Source organism: Granulicella sp. S156 (assembly GCF_009766105.1).
Taxonomy (GTDB): Bacteria; Acidobacteriota; Terriglobia; order Terriglobales; family Acidobacteriaceae; genus Granulicella.
Genome location: NZ_LMUH01000001.1, coordinates 248,435 through 268,525, shown reverse-complemented (window position 1 = coordinate 268,525; position 20,091 = coordinate 248,435). Strand labels below are relative to the sequence as shown.

Annotated in this window: 11 protein-coding genes; 10 read left to right on the top strand and 1 reads right to left on the bottom strand. The window is 54.9% G+C overall.

Translation table 11 applies throughout. From position 1 onward, the window contains the following. Window positions 1-15: 15 nt before the first annotated feature. The 7 genes from GSQ91_RS01195 (at window position 16) to GSQ91_RS01165 (ending at window position 12,966) form a co-directional block, all read left to right on the top strand. Window positions 16-801 carry a DeoR/GlpR family DNA-binding transcription regulator gene (locus tag GSQ91_RS01195; protein ID WP_158819422.1) on the top strand — a complete coding sequence of 262 codons (786 nt, stop codon included), beginning with the start codon at window positions 16-18 and terminating at the stop codon, window positions 799-801. A gap of 194 nt (window positions 802-995) precedes the next feature. Beyond that, window positions 996-3,140, top strand: a complete 2,145-nt coding sequence (locus tag GSQ91_RS01190) for a discoidin domain-containing protein (RefSeq protein WP_158819421.1) — start codon at window positions 996-998, stop codon at window positions 3,138-3,140. A 183-nt stretch (window positions 3,141-3,323) separates the two neighbouring features. Next, window positions 3,324-4,808, top strand: a complete 1,485-nt coding sequence (gene araA, locus GSQ91_RS01185) for an L-arabinose isomerase (RefSeq protein WP_158819420.1) — start codon at window positions 3,324-3,326, stop codon at window positions 4,806-4,808. 179 nt (window positions 4,809-4,987) lie between these two features. Beyond that, window positions 4,988-8,527, top strand: a complete 3,540-nt coding sequence (locus GSQ91_RS01180) for a TonB-dependent receptor (protein ID WP_158819419.1) — start codon at window positions 4,988-4,990, stop codon at window positions 8,525-8,527. Window positions 8,528-8,616: 89 nt separating this feature from the next. After that, on the top strand, window positions 8,617-10,533 hold the full coding sequence (locus tag GSQ91_RS01175) for an alpha-L-arabinofuranosidase C-terminal domain-containing protein (RefSeq protein ID WP_158819418.1): 1,917 nt from the start codon (window positions 8,617-8,619) through the stop codon (window positions 10,531-10,533). An 81-nt stretch (window positions 10,534-10,614) separates the two neighbouring features. Then, window positions 10,615-11,754 (top strand): hypothetical protein, encoded by a 1,140-nt coding sequence (locus GSQ91_RS01170; protein WP_254064304.1) that lies wholly within the window; start codon window positions 10,615-10,617, stop codon window positions 11,752-11,754. A 3-nt stretch (window positions 11,755-11,757) separates the two neighbouring features. Then, window positions 11,758-12,966, top strand: a complete 1,209-nt coding sequence (locus GSQ91_RS01165) for a hypothetical protein (protein WP_158819417.1) — start codon at window positions 11,758-11,760, stop codon at window positions 12,964-12,966. Window positions 12,967-13,308: 342 nt separating this feature from the next. Here GSQ91_RS01165 and GSQ91_RS01160 read toward each other — a convergent pair whose 3' ends face one another. Further along, a complete protein-coding gene (locus GSQ91_RS01160; RefSeq protein WP_158819416.1) occupies window positions 13,309-14,646 on the bottom strand; it encodes a threonine/serine exporter ThrE family protein in 1,338 nt (445 codons plus the stop codon). Window positions 14,647-15,000: 354 nt separating this feature from the next. Between GSQ91_RS01160 and GSQ91_RS01155 the strand changes: the two genes are divergently transcribed. The 3 genes from GSQ91_RS01155 (at window position 15,001) to poxB (ending at window position 20,087) form a co-directional block, all read left to right on the top strand. Next, window positions 15,001-16,716 (top strand): NAD-dependent malic enzyme, encoded by a 1,716-nt coding sequence (locus tag GSQ91_RS01155; protein ID WP_158819415.1) that lies wholly within the window; start codon window positions 15,001-15,003, stop codon window positions 16,714-16,716. Between the two features lie 106 nt (window positions 16,717-16,822). Beyond that, window positions 16,823-18,277, top strand: coding sequence for a class II fumarate hydratase (gene fumC, locus GSQ91_RS01150; RefSeq protein ID WP_174240627.1), 1,455 nt, complete (start codon window positions 16,823-16,825; stop codon window positions 18,275-18,277). Between the two features lie 85 nt (window positions 18,278-18,362). After that, the gene (poxB, locus tag GSQ91_RS01145; protein ID WP_158819413.1) at window positions 18,363-20,087 is read left to right on the top strand and encodes a ubiquinone-dependent pyruvate dehydrogenase; all 1,725 of its coding nucleotides are present in this window, start codon (window positions 18,363-18,365) and stop codon (window positions 20,085-20,087) included. Window positions 20,088-20,091 lie beyond the last annotated feature (4 nt).

The window sequence follows — 20,091 nt, the reverse complement described above, 5'->3', positions numbered from 1 at the left end:
GGAACCTCCGAGAGCATGTCGTCGAAGACCGAGCAACGCGCGAAAGAGATCCTGCGGCTGCTGTTGAGCCACGGGAAGACGTCGATAGAAGAGCTAACGGAGCAGTTTGGAACATCTTCGGCGAGCATCCGGAGAGATCTGGTACGGCTTGAAGAACGAGGGCTCGTACATCGCACGCACGGCGGGGCGATGCTTGCTGACCAGGCGATCTATGAGCCGTTTCGCTTCGATGCCTCGTTTCGCGATCGCGAGGAGCGGTTTGCGCAGGAGAAGCAGCGGATTGCTACTGTTGCTGCCGCGATGATCGTCGAGAACGAGACGATCGGACTTGGGTCGGGCACGACAACGGCGCTGATCGCACGGTGTCTCAGGCAGCGGTCGGGGCTGCGGGTGGTGACAAATGCGCTGAATATCGGCATGGAATTGAGTGCGAGCCAGGGGATTCTAACGACGCTGACAGGCGGGGTGATGCGGTGGCCGGGGGCGTTCTCGCTAGTAGGACCAGGGGCGGTCGAGGCGCTGAGCGTGGTGGTGATGGACAGAGTATTTCTGGGTGTTTGCGGCGTCGACGCGGTGCATGGGGCGACGACGATCGAACCGGATGAGGCGGCGGTCTTTCGCACAATGACGCGGCAGGCGAAACAGGTGGTGGTGGTGGCAGACTCGAGCAAAGTAGATATGGTGAGCCCGTCGGTGATCTGTCCGGCGGGGGAGATCGATGCGTTGATCACCGATGACGGGATCGCCGAAGACGCGGTGGAGCGGTTGACAGGACGCGGAGTGAAGGTGGTCGTAGTCTAGCTTCGCTGGGCGTGAAACATGCACTCCAGCTCTCTTTCCTGGAGACTGGTTCTTGGGTTCCTTCGGATCAGCGGGTTTCTTCGTTACGCTGGATCGCAGCTACTGGGCTTAGGGTCCAATCCATGGCTCATAGAAGTTCCATGTATCGTCATGCACAGTTGGCATACTGTTCATGCTGTGGCACGAGGTATTGCATGCGTATCTTCATCGCAAATCGGGTGATTGCGTTCTGTCTTTTTATGAGTGCCTTCACGCTTGTAGCGCAATCTCCCACCACGAAGGAGCCGTTACTTTCTCGAGAGACACTTGCGGCTGAATACTTTGGTGCCGACGCCCCGTGGTTTCTCCGCAATATTCCATTTCTGGAGATTGATGATCCAGAGATCCAGCAGGTTTACTACTATCGTTGGAAGCTCTTTCGTTCCCACATCCGCGAAATTGGACCGCAGGGTACAACTGTCCTTGAATTCCTGGACAATGTGCCGTGGGCGCGGCAGCCGTATACCGACCTGAACGACTCTGCGTCGTTTCATCTCCTGGAAGGGCGCTGGCTGCGAGATCCAGCGGTGGTCGACAGCTTGATCGATCACCTGTACACCGGCGGTGCGAACGACAGACACTTTTCTGAGTCGATCGCGGCGGCAACGGTGAGCACTACGTTGGTAACCGGTGACACCACTCCTGCTCTTCGGCATCTCGACACCATGCAGCACATCTACAACCTGTGGGACGATCACTTCGATCGCGAACGCAACCTGTATTGGGTCGAACCGCTGCTGGATGCTACGGAGTACACCATCTCGTCGATCGATGCATCTGGTGCTGGTTTCATTGACACGCCCAGCACTGATGCGGGTCACAACGGATTTACGGGTGGATATGCTTTTCGTCCGTCGATCAGCAGCTATCAGTATGGGAATGCGCTCGCCATTGCGCGGCTCGCGGCGCTGGCCGGCAAGCTTGATGTGGCAACCGACTACACGAGGCGTGCGGAGCAGCTTCGTTCGGCCGTGCTTACACAGCTCTGGAACCCTGCGCTGCAGCATTTCACTGACCGATACCAGCGGTCTACAACGTACGTCACCGCGGGAGATTTCATTCGAGGTCGCGAACTTGTAGGCTATCTCCCCTGGTTCTATGACCTTCCTCCCGACAATGTGTCCGCTGCGACGGACTACTCGGTTGCCTGGCGACACCTGCTTGCGCCGGCGGAACTGGCCGGTCCGCAAGGGCTTCGCACGGTGGAGCCCTCATACCCGCGCTATCTCACGCAGTATCGATACGATCAGGCCACGGGCAGTCCGGAGTGTCAATGGAACGGGCCTTCCTGGCCCTTTCAAACCTCTCAGGTTTTGACAGCTCTGGCCAATCTGCTCAATGACTATCACCAGACATACATCACGCGATCCGATTATCTACACTTGCTCCGGCAGTACACGCATCAGCATCTCCTGTCGCCAGGGCATCCCGATATTCAGGAAGATTACAACCCGGATACAGGAGGGACGATCGTCGGCTTGTCCCGATCGCACCACTACAGCCACTCCACCTATGTCGACCTCATTCTCAGTGGCCTGATCGGGATTCGGCCGCGTGCCGATGAGACGTTGGAGATCAACCCGCTGTTGCCACTGCATGATGGGAAGGACGAGCGGCCCATACGCTACTTTGCTATCCAGAACATCGCCTACCATGGTCACAATGTCAGCGTGTTCTATGATGCCGATGGCAGCCGCTACCAGATTGGCCGGGGCCTCTTCGTGTTTGTAGATGGAAAGCGCCTCTATAGCTCGGGGAGACTGGGACATGCTCTCATCGCACTTCCAAACCGGCCATCGAAGCCCTTGCTGCCAACAGCGATGCCTGTCGATCTGGCGGTCAACCCCGGTTTCCCTTATGGCCCGATAGCTACAGCCTCCTCGGCGGATTCGCCAAAGGCAATCGCTGAAGCCATTGATGGTCGGCTCTGGTTTTTCCCGGAGATACCCAACGGCTGGTCTCCAGTCACTTCCGATGCCACGTCCTGGTATGCCGTCGACTTCCGGCAGAGCACCACGGTCGCTTCTGTCGAACTCTACTTCTTCTCAGATGGAGAAAAGTTCTTCCCACCATCTGACTTTCGTTTGCAATATCAGTCGGCGGCAGGTTGGCTGGACATTCCCAATCAGAAGCGCAATCCTCAGCAGCCACTTGCGAATGGAGAAACCGAGATTACCTTTGCAGCTCTTCCCGTAGATGCACTGCGTGTCGTGTTTACCAATCCACCTGCTCCTTTTCGTCTTCGTCTGATCGAGATCAAGGCATTCGCTCCCTCCGGCAACCCCTCTCTGGCTCCTTGAAAACGGTGTAGTGAGATCATTGCAGCGGAGGTACGTTTTGAGCGCGTGCTTCTTCCACACCGTTGACACTGCAAAAAGAGCCATGTAATTTTGGCATTCAGAAAACGTTTGCTGAATCTCTTGCGCTACAACCTCTTGTAGGCAACGCACATAGAGCAACCCGATAGGCATACGAGGAGAAGCATGAAAACTGTTGAACGCTTAGAAATCTGGTTTGTAACTGGAAGTCAGCATCTTTATGGCCCTGAAGCTATCGCCCAGGTTTCTAGTAATGCGCAGCAGATCGCCGGATCTTTGGGGGCCGAGAACTCGATCCCGTTCCGTGTGGTCTTTAGGCCGGTCATAACTACGGCTGAAGCGGTTCGAGCGCTTTGTCGTGAGGCGAATAACATGGAAAACTGCATTGGGCTTATTCTCTGGATGCACACCTTCTCTCCGGCAAAGATGTGGATAGCTGGCCTCGGTTCGCTGACGAAGCCATTTCTTCATCTGCACACGCAGTTCAACCGTGAGTTGCCCTGGTCCTCCATCGATATGGACTTCATGAACTTGAACCAGGCGGCCCATGGCGATCGCGAGTTCGGTTTTATATCGACGCGGCTGCGGCTCGCTCGCAAGGTGGTTGTGGGCTTCTGGCAGGATCCGGAGACGGTTGCGGAGATCGCCACATGGGTTCGCGCTGCCGCGGGCTGGCACGAGTCGCAGAACTTGAAGATCGCGCGCTTCGGCGATAACATGCGCGAGGTCGCTGTTACAGAGGGCGATAAGGTCGCCGCTCAGGTGCAGTTCGGGTACAGTGTCAACGGATACGGCGTAGGTGACCTGGTTGCCCGTATGAATCAGGTGACGGATGCTGAAGTCGACAAGCTGATAGACGAGTATCGCGAGGCCTACTCGATTACGAAAGACCATGACCGCTCGACTGCGATACGGGGTGCTGCGAAGATCGAAATCGGTCTGCGCGCCTTTCTCGAAGAGGGTGATTTCGGTGCATTTACCGATACCTTTCAGGATTTGCATGGTCTGGAACAGTTGCCGGGCATTGCGGTTCAGCGGCTCATGGCAGACGGGTACGGATTTGGTGGCGAAGGCGATTGGAAGACGGCCGCACTGGTGCGGACGATGAAGGTAATGGCGCAAGGTCTGCCTGGGGGCACCTCTTTCATGGAGGACTATACCTACGACTTCAGCGGGACCCCGAAGGTTCTGGGATCGCACATGTTAGAGGTATGTCCCTCGATTGCCGCGGAGAGGCCCTCCCTGGAAGTACACCCACTCGGGATCGGAGGGAAGTCGGATCCAGTACGACTGGTCTTTACAGCCCCGAGCGGGGCAGCGGTGGTGGCATCACTGGTCGATATGGGTAACCGTTTTCGCATGATTGTCAATGACGTCGAAGTCATCCAGCCTGAGCACTCCCTCCCTATGCTGCCTGTCGCGCGCGCTGTATGGCTGCCTAAGCCAAGCCTGAAAGTGGCTGCGACTGCATGGATTTACGCTGGGGGCGCTCATCACACAGGCTTCAGCCAGGCGCTAACGGTTGAACACCTTGAGGACTTCGCTGAGATTGCTGGCGTTGAACTCATAACCATCGGCGAGGATACGCGGCTCCCGCAGTTCCGGCGCCAACTCCGTTGGGAAGAGGCCGCATACTCTCGAGGCATCTAGTAGAAATCACAGCAGTGGCGAGGGTTTTACGCTTGGACAGCTGGAGCATTAAAGTAATTCTTGACAGAGCAGGTTTCTCAGGAGTATCACTTCTCACGAATATTTTTAGAACAAATCAGTGCAATCAAGAAAACGTTTTCTTGATCGAGATATTCAATTTGAAACTCTGGAGGAAAGCTGTGAGGCTATCGAAAGGAATTAGAACCTGGCACTTCAATCTGGCGCTATTGGTCGCCTTGATACTAACGAACGCTGCGGGAGCACAGCTTGATCAGGGCGCTATCACAGGCACTGTCACCGACCCCCAGGGTGCTGTGGTCCAGCACGCAAGTGTTCAGCTCACCAATATCGACACCAATTTGGTGCTCGAAACTCAGACCAACAGTAGTGGGAGTTATACCTTTCAGCCTGTCAAAATCGGCCATTATTCTGTGGCCGTTGGCGCGCCAGGATTCTCTACCACGATGAAGAACGGGCTCGAACTGCACGTCAATGATCGACTGGAAGCCAATATTCGGCTCCAGGTAGGCAAGGTGTCGGAGACGCTGCAAGTGAACGCAGAGAGCACTCCGTTGCTACAGACAGGCGACGCATCAACCGGTCAGATGATGACCCAAAAGCAGATCACGGATATCCCGCTCAACCAGCGTAACTATGTGTTTCTTGCTCAATTGTCTACCGGAGTGGATCCGGCCAACGGCAGTCGCGGCGCTGGCAACGGCGATTTTAACGCCAACGGTCAGCGCGAAACGGAAAACAATTTCATTTTGGACGGCGTTGATAACAACTCGAATGCAATCGACTTCCTGAATGCAGCCAGCTATAACGTGAAGCCTCCACCCGATGCGCTGCAGGAGTTCAAAGTGGAGACCTCGGGTTCCAGCGCGGAGTTTGGCCATTCGGCAGGTGCGGTGGTCAACGCCAGCATTAAATCAGGAACAAATCAGTTTCACGGCGACGTCTGGGAATACATACGGAATAACGATCTAGGAGAGGCGAAACCTGCCCAGTGGGCTGAAGGCATCACGACTCCTACCACCGTAGAACCCTACCACCAGAACCAGTTCGGTGGCACAATCGGCGGACCTATCCTGAAGAATAAGCTCTTCTTTTTCGCCGACTACGAAGGAAACCGGATCATCGAGGACTTTCCTGAATTGACCAGCATGCCGACATTATTGATGGACCAGCAACCGGGCAATTTTTCGCAATTGCTGAATACATCTCTGACCGGAGCAAGCTTGCCGTGGCAGGTTTTTGAGCCCAACTCAGGCGGAACGGCTGCTTTGGGATCGGCTTGCGGAAATCCGCAAAACGTCATGTGTTCCTCCGAGATCGACCCAGTCGCATTGAAACTCTTTCAGGCAGCGTATGGAACACATCTGCCAAACACCGGCCCCGTGGGACAGACCTACAATAACTACGCTTGGAACGAGGCGGTTACCGATGTCACGAACCAGTTTGACGTGCGTGTCGATTACAACCTGCGTTCGTCAGACCAGATCTTTGGCCGCGTGAGTTGGTCGCATGAGAATAAAACTGTGACTACCCCCTTGGGCCCAATCTTTGACGGGGGTGGCACCTTCAATGACGGAACGTTTTTCAACTATGCTAAGAACGCTGCGTTCAGTTGGAACCATGTGTTTACACCAACTCTGATCAATCAAGCCCGTTTCGCTTACAATAACGGGTTCTACTCGTGGGACTCGGTGAGCTACAACAACGGGACTCTGCGTGACCAATACGGTCTTGGCGGACTTCCCGCTTACAACCCCACATTGGCGAACGGCGGATTGCCGGAGATTGGCATGAATGAGTTCCCTGAGATCGGGCCTCCTGCGTTCCAGCCTTCCCCCGAGCATCAGAACGGATACCAGATCATCGACGATGCCACAAAAATTCTTGGCAACCACTCGCTGAAATTCGGTGCCTCTGTCCAGAACATCCGTTACTCGGTATATCAACCCACGGATGGAAATGGTTACTACAACTTCAGCGGAGGCCTGACCAGTCAACCAGGCAGTATCTTCAATTCTGGATATGGCTTAGCCGACTTTCTCTCCAACGAGATGGATACGACCGCTCTATCCCAGCCATCCCAGTCGGAATTGGGACGCTGGTACGAAGCCGCCTATCTCCAGGACAATTGGAAGGCAACCCAGCACCTGACTCTCAACTTTGGATTGCGCTACGACTATTTCACCGCACCCATTGAGGTCAATGACCATCAAGCTGAATTCATTCCCCTGTCTGGAAACAATGTCGCTGGGGGTGGCGTAGGAGAATATATCCTGCCGAACTCCCAAAGGAACGTTGCGCTGAGTTCTCTCTATACGACCACTCTGGCTGCAGACAATATCTCGATCCAGTACAGCGGCAATCGGTCGCTGCTGAACCCGCAGAAAAAGAACTTTGGACCCAGGGTGGGAATCTCGTACCAGCCTTCGGAGAAGATTGTTTTCCGAGCCGGGTTCGGGCTTTACTACGATGGCATCGAAAATCTCGGGAACTTCGTCAACCTGGCGGAGAACTATCCTTACGATATCGAGCAGAGCTTCCCCCAGCCAACCTGTGCTCCGAATAACTGCCCCTCCGATGGCATTAAGCTAGAAACCGGCATCCCAGCCGGCAGTCTATCTGCCCCGACTGTTACTGGTTGGCAGCAGAACATTCAAACTCCCTACACCATGAACCAAAACCTGACCGTGCAATTCGCCATCACCAACAACACGACTGCTACGGTGGGTTATGTGGGCAGTGAAGCGAGGCATCTGGCAATCGTGGAGTTTCAAGATCAGTCGACTGAACTGCTTCCTCCAGGAGTGAATAACCAGCCCTACGAGCCATATCCTGGCTTAAACGGCAATGTTCACTTGATTACCGATAATGCGATCGCGAACTACAACTCCCTGCAGGCCAAACTCGAACGACATTTCTACAACGGCCTGAGCTTCCTAGCATCGTACACATGGTCGCACAGCCTGGACGATGACAGAGAACCTCTCCCCGACAACAACGAAGGCGGCGACAGAAACACGAATATCTTTGGGCCTCGCATCGATTATGCCAACTCACCCTTCAACGTATCGCATCGCTTCACCTTCACCTCTACGTATGCATTGCCATTTGGAGTAGGACGCACGTATCTGAATAAGAAAGGAGTGGTCGATACCGTCGCCGGTGGATGGAATGCAACGCTTCTCTTCCGCACGCAGACCGGATATCCGTTTACCGTCACCTCGAACACCCCAACGGTCAACGGAGCAGCAGCGTTCCCTTATCTGATTGCCAATCCATTCAAAGGTGGCGGCACCCCTTCGCCCACGAACCCGAACATCACCTGCCCGGCGACGGTACGCAATCGAGCCAACTGGTATAACCCATGCTCCTTTGCGGATCCACCGTTGGCCAGTTCCATCACAACACCAATATCCGGCGCCGCAAATATTTTGCCATATCTCGGCAGCCCACGCTCGCAGATCTCCGGCCCTGGGTACCAGCGGATAGATATGACAGTTACAAAAAACTTCGTCACCTTCGGAAAGCAGTACCTGCAGTTCCGTGCAGATGTCTACAATCTGTTCAACACGCCTTCGTGGGGAACTCCATCGAACACGGGAACGTCGAGCCTGGGCGGTCAAATTACCGGCAACGCCTTCCTGGGGAACTACACTCCCGATGCTCGTTTCTTCCAACTCGCAGCCAAGTATTACTTCTAATTTGCGTCACTGGGTGCTCATTGAAGAGCCAGAGGTTGTTAAAGCTCTCTGGCTCTTGAATCATATTTTCAGACACTGAAAGAGGAAAAATGTTCAAAGGTTTCAGAGTAGGTGCAGTTACCTTGTCGGCCGTGATGCTGGCTGCCGCGAGCGGTGCGCAGAACCCTAAGGCGACACTGAGCATTCAACTGGATAAACCTCTACACGCAGTAAGTCCGACGCTATACGGATTGATGACGGAAGAGATCAACTACTCTTACGATGGCGGCTTATATGCGGAGATGGTCCGCAACCGGACATTTTATGATCATGGCTGGTCGGGTGTTCCGCACTGGAACTTGGTGCACGTCGGCAATGCAGACGCCATCATGACGGTTGATGAGACGGACGGACCAAGTGAAGCGCTGCCCCGAAGCCTGCTGCTGAACGTCTCGAAGGCTGATCCGGAAAATCAAGCAGGAGTGCGGAACGAAGGTTATTGGGGGATGGCCGTGCACCCTGGTACCACCTATATTGGCTCGTTCTATGCCAAGGCGGATACAGGAGACATAGGGCCCATAAGTATTGCGTTGATAGGTGACAACACCGGCTCTGCCTTGGCGAGCGCAACCAGTGAGCCCCTGACGACGGTGTGGAAGAAGTACGAGTTCACTCTTAAGACAGGCAACGTTGAAACCTCTTCAGAGAACCATCTCCGGTTGACCGTGGGACATGCTGGCAAGGTTTGGCTGTCGTTGGTGTCATTACTTCCACCTACCTACAAGAACCGTGAGAATGGCAACCGGATTGATCTTATGGAGAAGCTGGCGGCAATGCATCCGCAGTTTCTGCGACTGCCTGGCGGAAACTACCTGGAAGGCGATACGGTTGAAGAACGATTTGACTGGAAGGCTACGATTGGACCCATGGTAGACCGTCCGACTCATCGGAGCCCGTGGGACTATCAGTCCTCTGACGGTCTTGGACTGCTGGAATTTCTCGAGTGGACAGAGGATCTGCATATCCAACCCGTATTGGCAGTTTATGCGGGCTATTCGCTAAAGGGAGCGCATGTACCTCCAGGCGCAGGACTAAGTCCCTATGTGAATGATGCTCTCGATGAGATCGAATTTTTAACTGGCGATGCTGCCAGTACAAAGTGGGGAGCTGTACGTGCCAAGCTTGGACATCCTGCACCATTTCCTCTGACCTATGTAGAGATTGGCAATGAGGATACGTTCGATCATTCGGGGAGCTACGAGGGGCGGTACGCGCAGTTCTATAAGGCGATCAAGACCAGGTATCCCCAACTCCAGTTGATTGCAACGATGCCGCTAAAGCAGATGAAACCGGATGTCGTCGATGATCACTATTACCAGCGGGCGGATGAGTTTTTCGATCTGGTAAAGCACTATGACAGTGTCGACCGGAACGGGCCGAAGATCTTTGTGGGAGAGTGGGCGACGCGTGAAGGTGGTCCAACCACAAACTTTGGTGCAGCTCTTGGCGATGCCGCATGGATGACATCCTTGGAGCGCAACAGCGACCTGATTGTGATGGCTTCGTATGCTCCGCTCTTCGTGAATGTGAATCCAGGGGGGATGCAGTGGGAGTCGGATCTCATCGGATACAACGCGCTGAGCAGCTATGGGGCGCCAAGTTACTATGCGCAATCGATGTTTGCCGAGTATCTGGGTACGGAGGTGCCGGCGTCGGCCCTTCAAGGGGGGAGCCATCGCTTCTTCTACTCCGTCACGCGTGACGCAGCCAAGGGCAAGGTGTACCTTAAGCTCGTCAACGCGAACTCAACCCCACAGCCACTGGAGATCAATCTGGACGGAGCTGGCAAGGTAGGGGAGTCGGGTATTCTGGTGACTCTGGGGGCCGCGAACCCGGCGGAGACGAATACGATCTCCGCACCAACGCGGATTGTGCCAGTGAAGACGACGTTGAAAGACGTAGGCTCAACTTTTAGTCATACCGTCCCGGGATACTCTGTGCAGGTGCTGGAGATCTCGGCCCGGTAGAACGCTTATAACAGACGGTGACCCTGAATATGCACCGGAGGAGGTCTTACGAATTTTCCTCGGGTTCCAGTTGATTCGGCCTTGCTTGAAATCGCTGCGAAGCAGGGATTGAACCGCCGCCAGTTCCTGCGCACCGTGGCGGGAACGGCGGCTGCAAGTTCGTTGTGTGGGTTCTCTCCACTTCGAGCTATGCAGTTGCCGCACGGCCAAAAGGTAGTCGTAGTCACATTTGGCGGTGGTGCGCGTGATGAGGAGACGTTTGCGCCTGAGGGGCAGGGCAATATCCCGCACATGCTTAACGAATTGATTCCGCAAGCTACTTTTTTTACTCAGGTAATCAATCGTGGCATCCTCGGGCATTATGTCGCTACTGCCTCTCTGGCAACCGGAAACTATGAAACGTTTGATAACTTCGCGCAGATATCGCCCGTAAATCCAACGGTCTTTGAGTATTTTCGCAAGGACCTCAGACGTCCGGCCCATGACACCTGGGTGGTGGCCCCGAGTAACGGTTTCAACCGCATTGGAAGCAGCGGCTATCGTGGATACGGACCTAACCTTGGCGCCGAAGTTATTCTTCCGAAGCAGCTCCTGGCGGCCGCAATGGCGGGTAAGTCCGGTGTCGATTATGAACATCTGCTTCGCGACAACTATGAAACGCCATTGTTCACTTCTGCGCTGAGTGAACGCGAGACCGAAACAGAAAAAATCGCGAATATCCTCAAGCTATCCCTGGACGACTTTACAGCCCATGCCAGGAGCCTCGCGAGCCCCGATGAGCTTTCGGTCTATATTGCAAGACAGTTGATGCGTCAGTATTCTCCTAGTCTCCTATGGATCACGCTGCACGACATCGATATTGCGCACTCTGGAGCCTATTCCTTATATATCGACGGCATTCGCCGGTCGGACCGCCTCTGTGCGGAGATTTGGCAGGCCATTCAGGCGGATCCGGAATATAAGGGTAGAACTACGATGTTCATTCTTCCCGATTTCGGCCGCGATTCCGATATCAGCTCTGGCGGTAATGGCTTTCAGCATCACCGCACAGGCGACGCGTTGTCACGCACCACCTGGATGATGGTTCTCGGCCCCGGGGTTCGACACAACACCTTTATAGATAGGCCTGTCGACTCGCTTGATCTGGTGCCTACACTCGGCCGCCTGCTTGGGTTTTCGCCTGTACTGGCCAAGGGCACGCCATTGCAGGAGGTGCTCTGAGCCATGCTTCCGAAGCAACTTACGGCTAGAGATTTCGTCAACTATCCTCCACGGGCGCGGCATATTGCAACCGAAAGGCTCGTTCTCCTGCAGCAATTGCCATTGGCTTTTCTGCCGATCTTTTTGCGCGAGCTCACGAATTATGACTGGATGCTGCCAATTGAGCGTGTTCAGATCGATGCGCAGATGCAGCTTCTTGGATCTCTAACGGGTCAGCAGCTTGCAGCGAAGGTGCAGGGGTTCGCATCGCTCCGCCTTAATGCCGAACTAGAGCAGCTGGATTGGGTCAATCGTCCTGCTGTCTTCATTCAGGATTTGACAGCATGGCTTTGGAGTACGCACCAGATGGATGCCTTCCATTCCACAGCAGCGACCTTCAACGGATATCTTGCTGATGCAGCTCCACCACCCGAACCTGCGATGCCGCGCCTCGGGATCGTTATTCTAGGACAGGGTGTGGAGCATACAGACTACCCCCTATTTCGGAAGCTGCGGCCGAGCGGCACTTTCTTTCATAACATCAAGCCTGACGACGGATTGGATATTCTTCTGGCTCACGCTGTATCACGTGCAGGTAATAACCCATTGCAGAATGCATGGGTTCATTGGTATATCGAGGGTGGGGTTGCTGCGCCATTTCCAGGTTTGACCACAATCTCCTATGCCGCTCTCGATCGGCCGCGGAAGCAGCTGCTGAATCTGACACAGCAGACGATTGCCTCTGGGAATAGTGGAGCCGAAGCGCTCAGAGGTAAACTTGCACAGCTCAAGCCTGAAGATATTGGGCTTTCCCAGGACCCAGCCGATGCAGTGTTGAACTATTTTCAACTCAGCTTACTTTCAGAAGGCTCGGGTACTCAGGTCTTTTCAACCACCTTCGTGCAGTGGGCTGCGCGTGAGTGCCTTCGCCGTGCACAGCCTGAAACCATTGTTCTGCGTTATACGCCTCGTCAGCAGATGCAGCCTATGAACGCCATGCTCAGTAATGCTCCGCCAGCAGGTCTTGATCCGGAAGGATCACTCGTCGATGCCGATATGGGCGCCTACTACACATGGCTTAATCTCTGCAGACTGCGTGGAGCGAACGAAGCTCGTTTTCTCGTTTGGTTCGAAGGGAAGAGCCAGGCTTTTGCGATTGGGCCAGAGTTGCCAAGGGGGACTACGTCCAACTCCTTGATGGGAATACAGGACCTGCTCAAGTTGATTGTCTGATGGCAACGCCACGCAGCGATTCTTCGCTTCGAAAAAATGAAACGTATCAATAATATGACGCAGAGCGAACTCAAAGAAGGAGGGCGCAGGAATAAAATCCTGTCCCTCCTTCCACATCATCATGATTCTTGACGGGGAAAACTAGCTTCCCCGCTTAGTGTCTCTGTAGCAGAGCATCTGTTGCTCCTGGATGCTGGCAACTGTTCATCCTATCGGCAGCGCAATTGCCCTAAGTCGCCGTCTAGTTTTTGGCGTGCCATGCAAGAATACTGTTTGTCACTGCGCTGCCGCTCATGCTGTTCGTTCCTGAAAGCACTTCGAAATGAGAAAGTTTCCCATCGCCTAGGATCGTGCAATTGGATGTTGAAATAGGCGAAAGTGCTCAATGCACATCTTCGGAAGAATTAGACCGAAGGTCATCGCCAGAATAATCAGAATGGCAGTCGTCCCGTCGACAACGACGGCGAGGAGTAGATCGGGCGATGCCTTTCCGCCAAGGCTAGCCAGATTCACCAGGCCGCCAGCCACTCGAAATAGAAACACGCCGGGGATTAGCGATACAACGGAGGCGAAGGCTAATGCCGCAAAGGGCAACCGTAGCCGATCCGCAATCGGCGTGATGATAACGCCAACAATCAGGCAGGCGACGAGAGCTCCAATCTCAGCACTGGCGCCGAACCAGGAAATGGCTGTCCAACGGGAGGCATGTGCCAACATGCCGATAAGGATGGGAATGGGTAGTGTTCGCCAGGGCATCGCGAAAAACGTGCCGTAGGCTGCGACGGCAACACCCGCTGCGATGGCATCGTATCCGAGCGGCACCGGGTAGGACGGCCCTAAAGCAGGTAGAACGACTCCCCCGAGCGAGAGGCCGACGAGTAGCCCCGTACAGATCACGAGGATGATGAGACTCGCATACAGTATCCGCCAGGCGCCGAGTGGCAGGCGCGCACGGGTGAGATCAATTGCGCCATTGAGAAGATGCGGACCTGGCACCAGCACCATGCATGGACACACCGCGACAAGGTGTAACGCTGAATCAACCTGAAACCGGGTTGCGACGGCTCCGACAGCACCAGCGAACAACGCTGCGCAAAACGGTTGTACGAAGAGATTGCGGCTGATCTTCCCCAACCATCGGCGAAGGCATGCGCCAATGCCGGCACTGCATGCAATCAGAAGGAGACTGATGAAATGGATTTCCCCGAAGATCACCCCCAGTGCCGCTGCTCCGGCCGCGGCCAGCAAAGCAAAGCGAGCCACCGAGACCGGCGGAAGGTGTGGTATCGCCTCCAGTGCCGATCGACCGCCGGCAGCATCGATCCGTCCATCGCAAACGTCATCGATCACGTTCATCGTGGCTGTGACCTGGGCCATGTCCACACCCGTGGGGCTAGTCGCGATAATTTCGTGAAAAGATCCACGGGGTCCTTCTATTCGGACCGTCAGATCACCCCAGCGTGGAAACACGCTGGCTTGAAAGCCCAGGGCCTCGGCCAGGCGTGTCATGGTGTCGATCATCTTTTCTGTAGTCTGGCCATGCACGAACAGGAGTACGCCACTCGTCAGGAGGAGATTGAGCGCATTCGAAGGAGCGACTCGTTCGTTGAGTCTTGCGACCGAGAACTGTCCCTTCGCGGTACCGCTCAGGCTTGGTTGTTCGGTGCTTGAATTCGTCATTATGGCCTGCTTTGCCCGTCTAACGCCGCAGCTCTTCGTTACGCGTGTTATTCGGTGCGTTGTGGTTGGGTGTCGTCAGAGATTTGCCGAATATCATCTCTAAATACTCTCCAGCTTTAGGCCAAGCTGCGAATCAGTACCGAAATCTCCTCGCAGCCCCGGAAGGCATTTAGACGAAGTTTCAAGTCAGTCCATTAAATTATTGTAAATGCACTAGATGTAAGCTTTGTAGACAGCTCACCTTGACACATCTTTACACATCAGTGGAGTCAAGAAAATGCATCTTACTTTTTGAGAAGACAGGCGCGTTCCCACTATGGACGAACGCATGCCATTTTCTATGGAGAAGATTAGATGAATGGGTCAGCGCAGGTAAATAAGGATGCGAAGAGTGACGTGGTTCGGACCAGACTTTCTGGTTACGATCTATTGAACAACCCTCGGCTCAACAAGGGCACCGCCTTTACAGAACAAGAAAGAGACACCTTCGCTCTCCATGGATTGTTGCCACCGGATGAAGGGAATTTGGATCAGCAGCTTGAGCGTCGGAAGAAGGCCCTGGAAAATCAGCAGACCGTCTTCGGCAAGTACAGCTTCATGCGTGATCTTCAGGACACCAATGAGACATTGTTCTATTCCTTAATAGCGCACAATGTGGAAGAGCTGCTTCCCGTCGTCTACACGCCAGGCGTAGGTGAAGGATGTCAGCGTTTCAGTGAGATTTGGCGCAAGCCGCGTGGCCTGTTCATCAGCTATCCCAACAAGAATCGGATTGAGCAGATGCTCTCCGATCCTCGCTATGACGACGTAAGGTGCATCGTCGTCAGCGATGGGGAACGCATCCTCGGATTAGGAGACCAGGGCGCTGGCGGCATGGGAATTCCCATCGGCAAGATGGCGCTCTATACAGCCCTTGCCGGCATCCGCCCGGAGCACTGCTTGCCCGTGCTGCTCGATGTGGGGACGGACAATGAAGACCGTCTCAACGATCCTATATACGTGGGCTGGAGGAATAAGCGAGTCCGCGGCCAGGAGTATGACGACTTCGTCGAAGCCTTTGTTTCGGCCGTCAAACGCCGGTGGCCGCATATTCTTCTGCAATGGGAAGACTTCGCAGGCTCCAATGCAGCTCGTCTGCTGGAGCGTTACCGTGACCAGCTCTGTACCTTCAACGACGATATTCAAGGAACTGCCGCTGTGACCACCGCGACTCTGCTGGCGGCGGTCAATGCAACCGGCATTCCGCTTGAGCAACAAACGGTTGTATTTCTCGGCTTTGGCTCTGCCGGAATTGGCATAGCGAACCTGATGCTCACCGCCATGAAAGAGACTGGCTTGAGCGAAGAGCAAGCCAGTAAACGGTTTTACGCTGTCGATCGTTACGGTCTCCTTGTAGAGGGTGGGAAAGGTATTCTTTCCAACCAGCAGCCATTTGTGCGGAAGAGCGCGGACCTGAAGGGATGGACGTTATCCGGAGGGGACGAAATCTCTTTGCTCGATGTGGTTCGCAACGCCAAAGCTACCGTGCTGGTCGGCGTCTCCGGTCAGCCAGGCGCCTTCACGGAAGATGTGGTGCGTGAGATGGCGAAGCACACGGACCGCCCGATCATCTTTCCCTTGTCGAACCCCACCTCGCGCGAAGAGGCTACGCCTGAGGATCTGCTGAAGTGGACGGATGGAAAAGCACTGATCGGTACAGGCAGCCCCTTCGCTCCGGTAACCATCAATGGCAAGTCCTTCCATATTGCTCAGACCAACAACTCCTATATCTTTCCTGGCCTGGCTCTCGGCATTCTTACTTCAAAGGCAAAGCGGGTAACGGACGGGATGATTATGGCCGCAGCAAAAAGGCTTGCAGAGCTATCTCCGACGGTAAAAGACAAGACTGCAAATCTGCTACCTCCCATCGCGGATTCTCGCAAAGTAGGCCTGTTGGTAGGAGAGGCTGTCGGTAAGCAGGCGATCGCCGATGGCGTTGCTGGAGTGGCGGATGAAAAGGTCTTCGAAGAGTCGCTCCATGCTTATGTGTGGGAGCCGGTTTATCTTCCCTATGAGCGAGTAAAGGCCTGATCTCGAGACTGGTCGCGCAAGAGAGGATAGTAGAAGGGCGGTCCTCCCTTAAAACTAACAACGAACATCGGGCGACTATGTCCGAAAGATCAAGGTGATGAAGCGTATGCCAGCACAAGATACCCCGCAGACATTCGAATTGAAGCAACTGCCGATCGGCATCGCCGCAACGGGCAAGCGCAAGGAAACCGACTCGATGGGTGAGGTTGAGGTTCCGGCGGATCACTATTGGGGCGCTCAAACCGAGCGCTCCCTTATCCACTTTGCTATCGGTGATGATCGCATGCCGAAGCAGGTGTATCACGCTTACGGTTACGTGAAGAAGGCCGCAGCCTTAGTGAATGAGGCCGCTGGGCGTCTGCAGCCATGGGAGGCTGCGGCTATTGCCCGGGTGGCCGATGAAGTGATCGCAGGGAAGCTGGATAGTGAGTTTCCGCTCTTTGTGTGGCAGACCGGATCAGGCACGCAGTCCAACATGAACGTCAATGAAGTGATCTCCAACCGCGCCGTGCAGCTGCTTGGAGGAGAGCTGGGCAGCAAGAAGCCCATTCACCCGAACGACCATGTCAACATGGCGCAGTCGTCGAATGACACCTTCCCGACGGCGATGCACATCGCCAGCGTACTGGAGGTCAAGCACTACCTGTTGCCTAGAGTGGAAGCGTTGGCAGGCGCAATCGAAGCGAAGTCGAAGCAATGGAACGATGTTGTCAAGATAGGCCGCACCCATCTGGAAGACGCCGTCCCCCTAACGGTCGGACAGGAGTGGTCGGGCTATGCCGCACAGCTTCGCGATGCAATCGTATTGATTGAGCGGTCGCTGGATGGATTGTATCTATTAGCTGCCGGTGGAACTGCTGTTGGAACCGGACTGAACGCACCACCCCATTTCGGGGAAGAGATTGCAGCGAAGATCGCGGAGCTGACTGGCCTGCCATTCGTCACAGCGCCAAACAAATTTGCCGCGCAGGGATCTCTTGACGCGATGGTGAACGCGCACGGCGCTCTGCGTGCTCTCGCGGTGGCGCTGATGAAGATCGCCAACGATATGCGTTGGCTGGCTTCGGGGCCGCGTTGCGGCCTGGGAGAGTTGGTGTTGCCGGCCAACGAACCCGGATCGTCGATCATGCCTGGCAAGGTCAATCCAACGCAGTGCGAAGCCATGGTGATGATCTGCATCCAGGTGTTGGGAGACGATTCGGCTGTAGCCTTTGCCGGCTCGCAGGGCAACTTTGAGTTGAACGCGATGCGTCCGATCATCATTAACAACTTTCTACATTCCGCACGCATCCTGGCCGATGGTTGCGAGAAGTTCCGCATTTTCTCTGTTGAAGGAACGGTCTTGAACGAAAAGCGTATCGCCCAGTTCGTTCAGAATTCGCTGATGCTCGTGACGGCTCTCAGCCCTGTGATCGGTTACGACAAAGCCTCGAAGATTGCTCACAAGGCGCTGGATGAGGAGACGACTCTGAAACAAGCTGCGCTAGCGACCGGATGGATCGACGAGAAGACATTCGATCAGGTAGTCGATCCGAAGAAAATGGTGTTTCCTAATAGCTAATCTCGCAAAGCGTTCGCAGCGAGCGCTGGTTGACCTACACGGAAGATAAACGATCGGGAGAAGTCTCTCTCGTAGAGGTGTACAGATGGCAAAGAAAGTGGCTGAGGTATTTGTCGAAACGCTGGTGCAGGCCGGCGTATCGCGTGTCTATGGTGTGGTGGGCGACTCCCTCAACGGATTCACAAATGCCATTCGACGGCATAAAGAGATTGAATGGCTCCATATGCGCAATGAGGAGGCTGGCGCTTTTGCAGCAGGGGCGGAAGCTCATCTTACCGGGGAGATCGCCGTCTGTGCGGGAAGCTGCGGCCCTGGCAACATGCACCTCATCAATGGTCTGTACGACTGTCATCGCAGCCGTGTTCCTGTCCTGGCAATCGCGGCACAGGTTCCGAGCCAGGAGATTGGCAGCGGCTACTTTCAGGAGACTCATCCCGAACATCTCTTCAAAGACTGTAGCTACTATTGCGAGTTGGTGTCACAGGCAGACCAGATGCCGCGTGTGCTGGGGATAGCGATGCGTACCGCGATCGCGAAACGAGGAGTGGCTGTTGTTGTTATCCCCGGAGATGTTCTGGCACGCGAGTGTCCCTCCCCGGCGCTAGCTCTTGGCATCCACGATTCTGCGTCAGTAAGCCGGCCATCCGACAAGGAACTGAACCAGGCTGCAGAGATACTCAATGGCGCTCAAAAAATTACGATTCTTGGTGGCGCTGGATGTGAAGGGGCGCATGACGAATTGGTTGCGCTTGCCGCTAAGCTCAAAGCCCCCATTGTGCACGCCTTGCGTGGTAAGGAGTTCATCGAGTACGACAACCCCTATGACGTAGGAATGACGGGCCTGCTCGGTTTCTCCTCCGGTTACCACGCGATGATGAACTGCGACGCATTGCTGATGCTTGGTACCGACTTTCCCTACCAACAGTTTTTCCCCAAGAAAGCGAAGATCCTGCAGGTTGACCTGCGCGGTGAGCAGATAGGGCGACGTACCCCGGTCGATCTTGGTTTGGTCGGCAGCGTAAAGGACACGCTGGATGCGCTTACTCCGATATTGCAGGAGAAGAAGGACCGCTCTTACCTCGATGTTTGTCTCGAGCATTACAAAGGCGCTAGAAAGGGACTCGACGATCTCGCAACGGGTGAGCCTGGCCGCACGCCGATACACCCGCAGTACGTCGCTAAAATTATCGATGAACTCGCTACCGACGATGCCGTCTTCACCTGTGACGTAGGCACACCCACCATCTGGGCCGCGCGCTATCTTCATATGAACGGCAAGCGTCGCCTGCTCGGCTCGTTCATTCACGGCTCTATGGCGAATGCTTTGCCGCAGGCCATTGGTGCGCAAGCCTCCCACCCAGGCAGACAGATTATTAGCCTCTCCGGCGATGGTGGACTGGCTATGTTGCTGGGAGAAGTGTTGACGCTCACCCAACTAAAACTGCCCGTGAAGCTTGTTGTGTTCAATAATAGCTCGCTCGGCTTTGTCGAATTGGAGATGAAAGCCGCAGGCTTGGTTGACTATGGCACCGATCTCGTCAATCCAAATTTTGCCCAATTGGCTGAGTCTGCAGGCATCTTGGGCGTGCGTGTCGAGAAGCCGGAGGAACTGCGGTCCGCTCTTTCGCGAGCCTTCGAACATGAAGGTCCCGCACTCGTCGAGGTAATCGTCAACCGACAAGAGCTCTCCATGCCACCCACGATCACTGCGGAGCAGGCCCTCGGGTTTAGTCTCTATATGGTTCGTGCGGTCCTGAGCGGACGAGGGGATGAGGTGCTCGACCTTGCGAAGAGCAATCTTCTCCGCTAGCGAT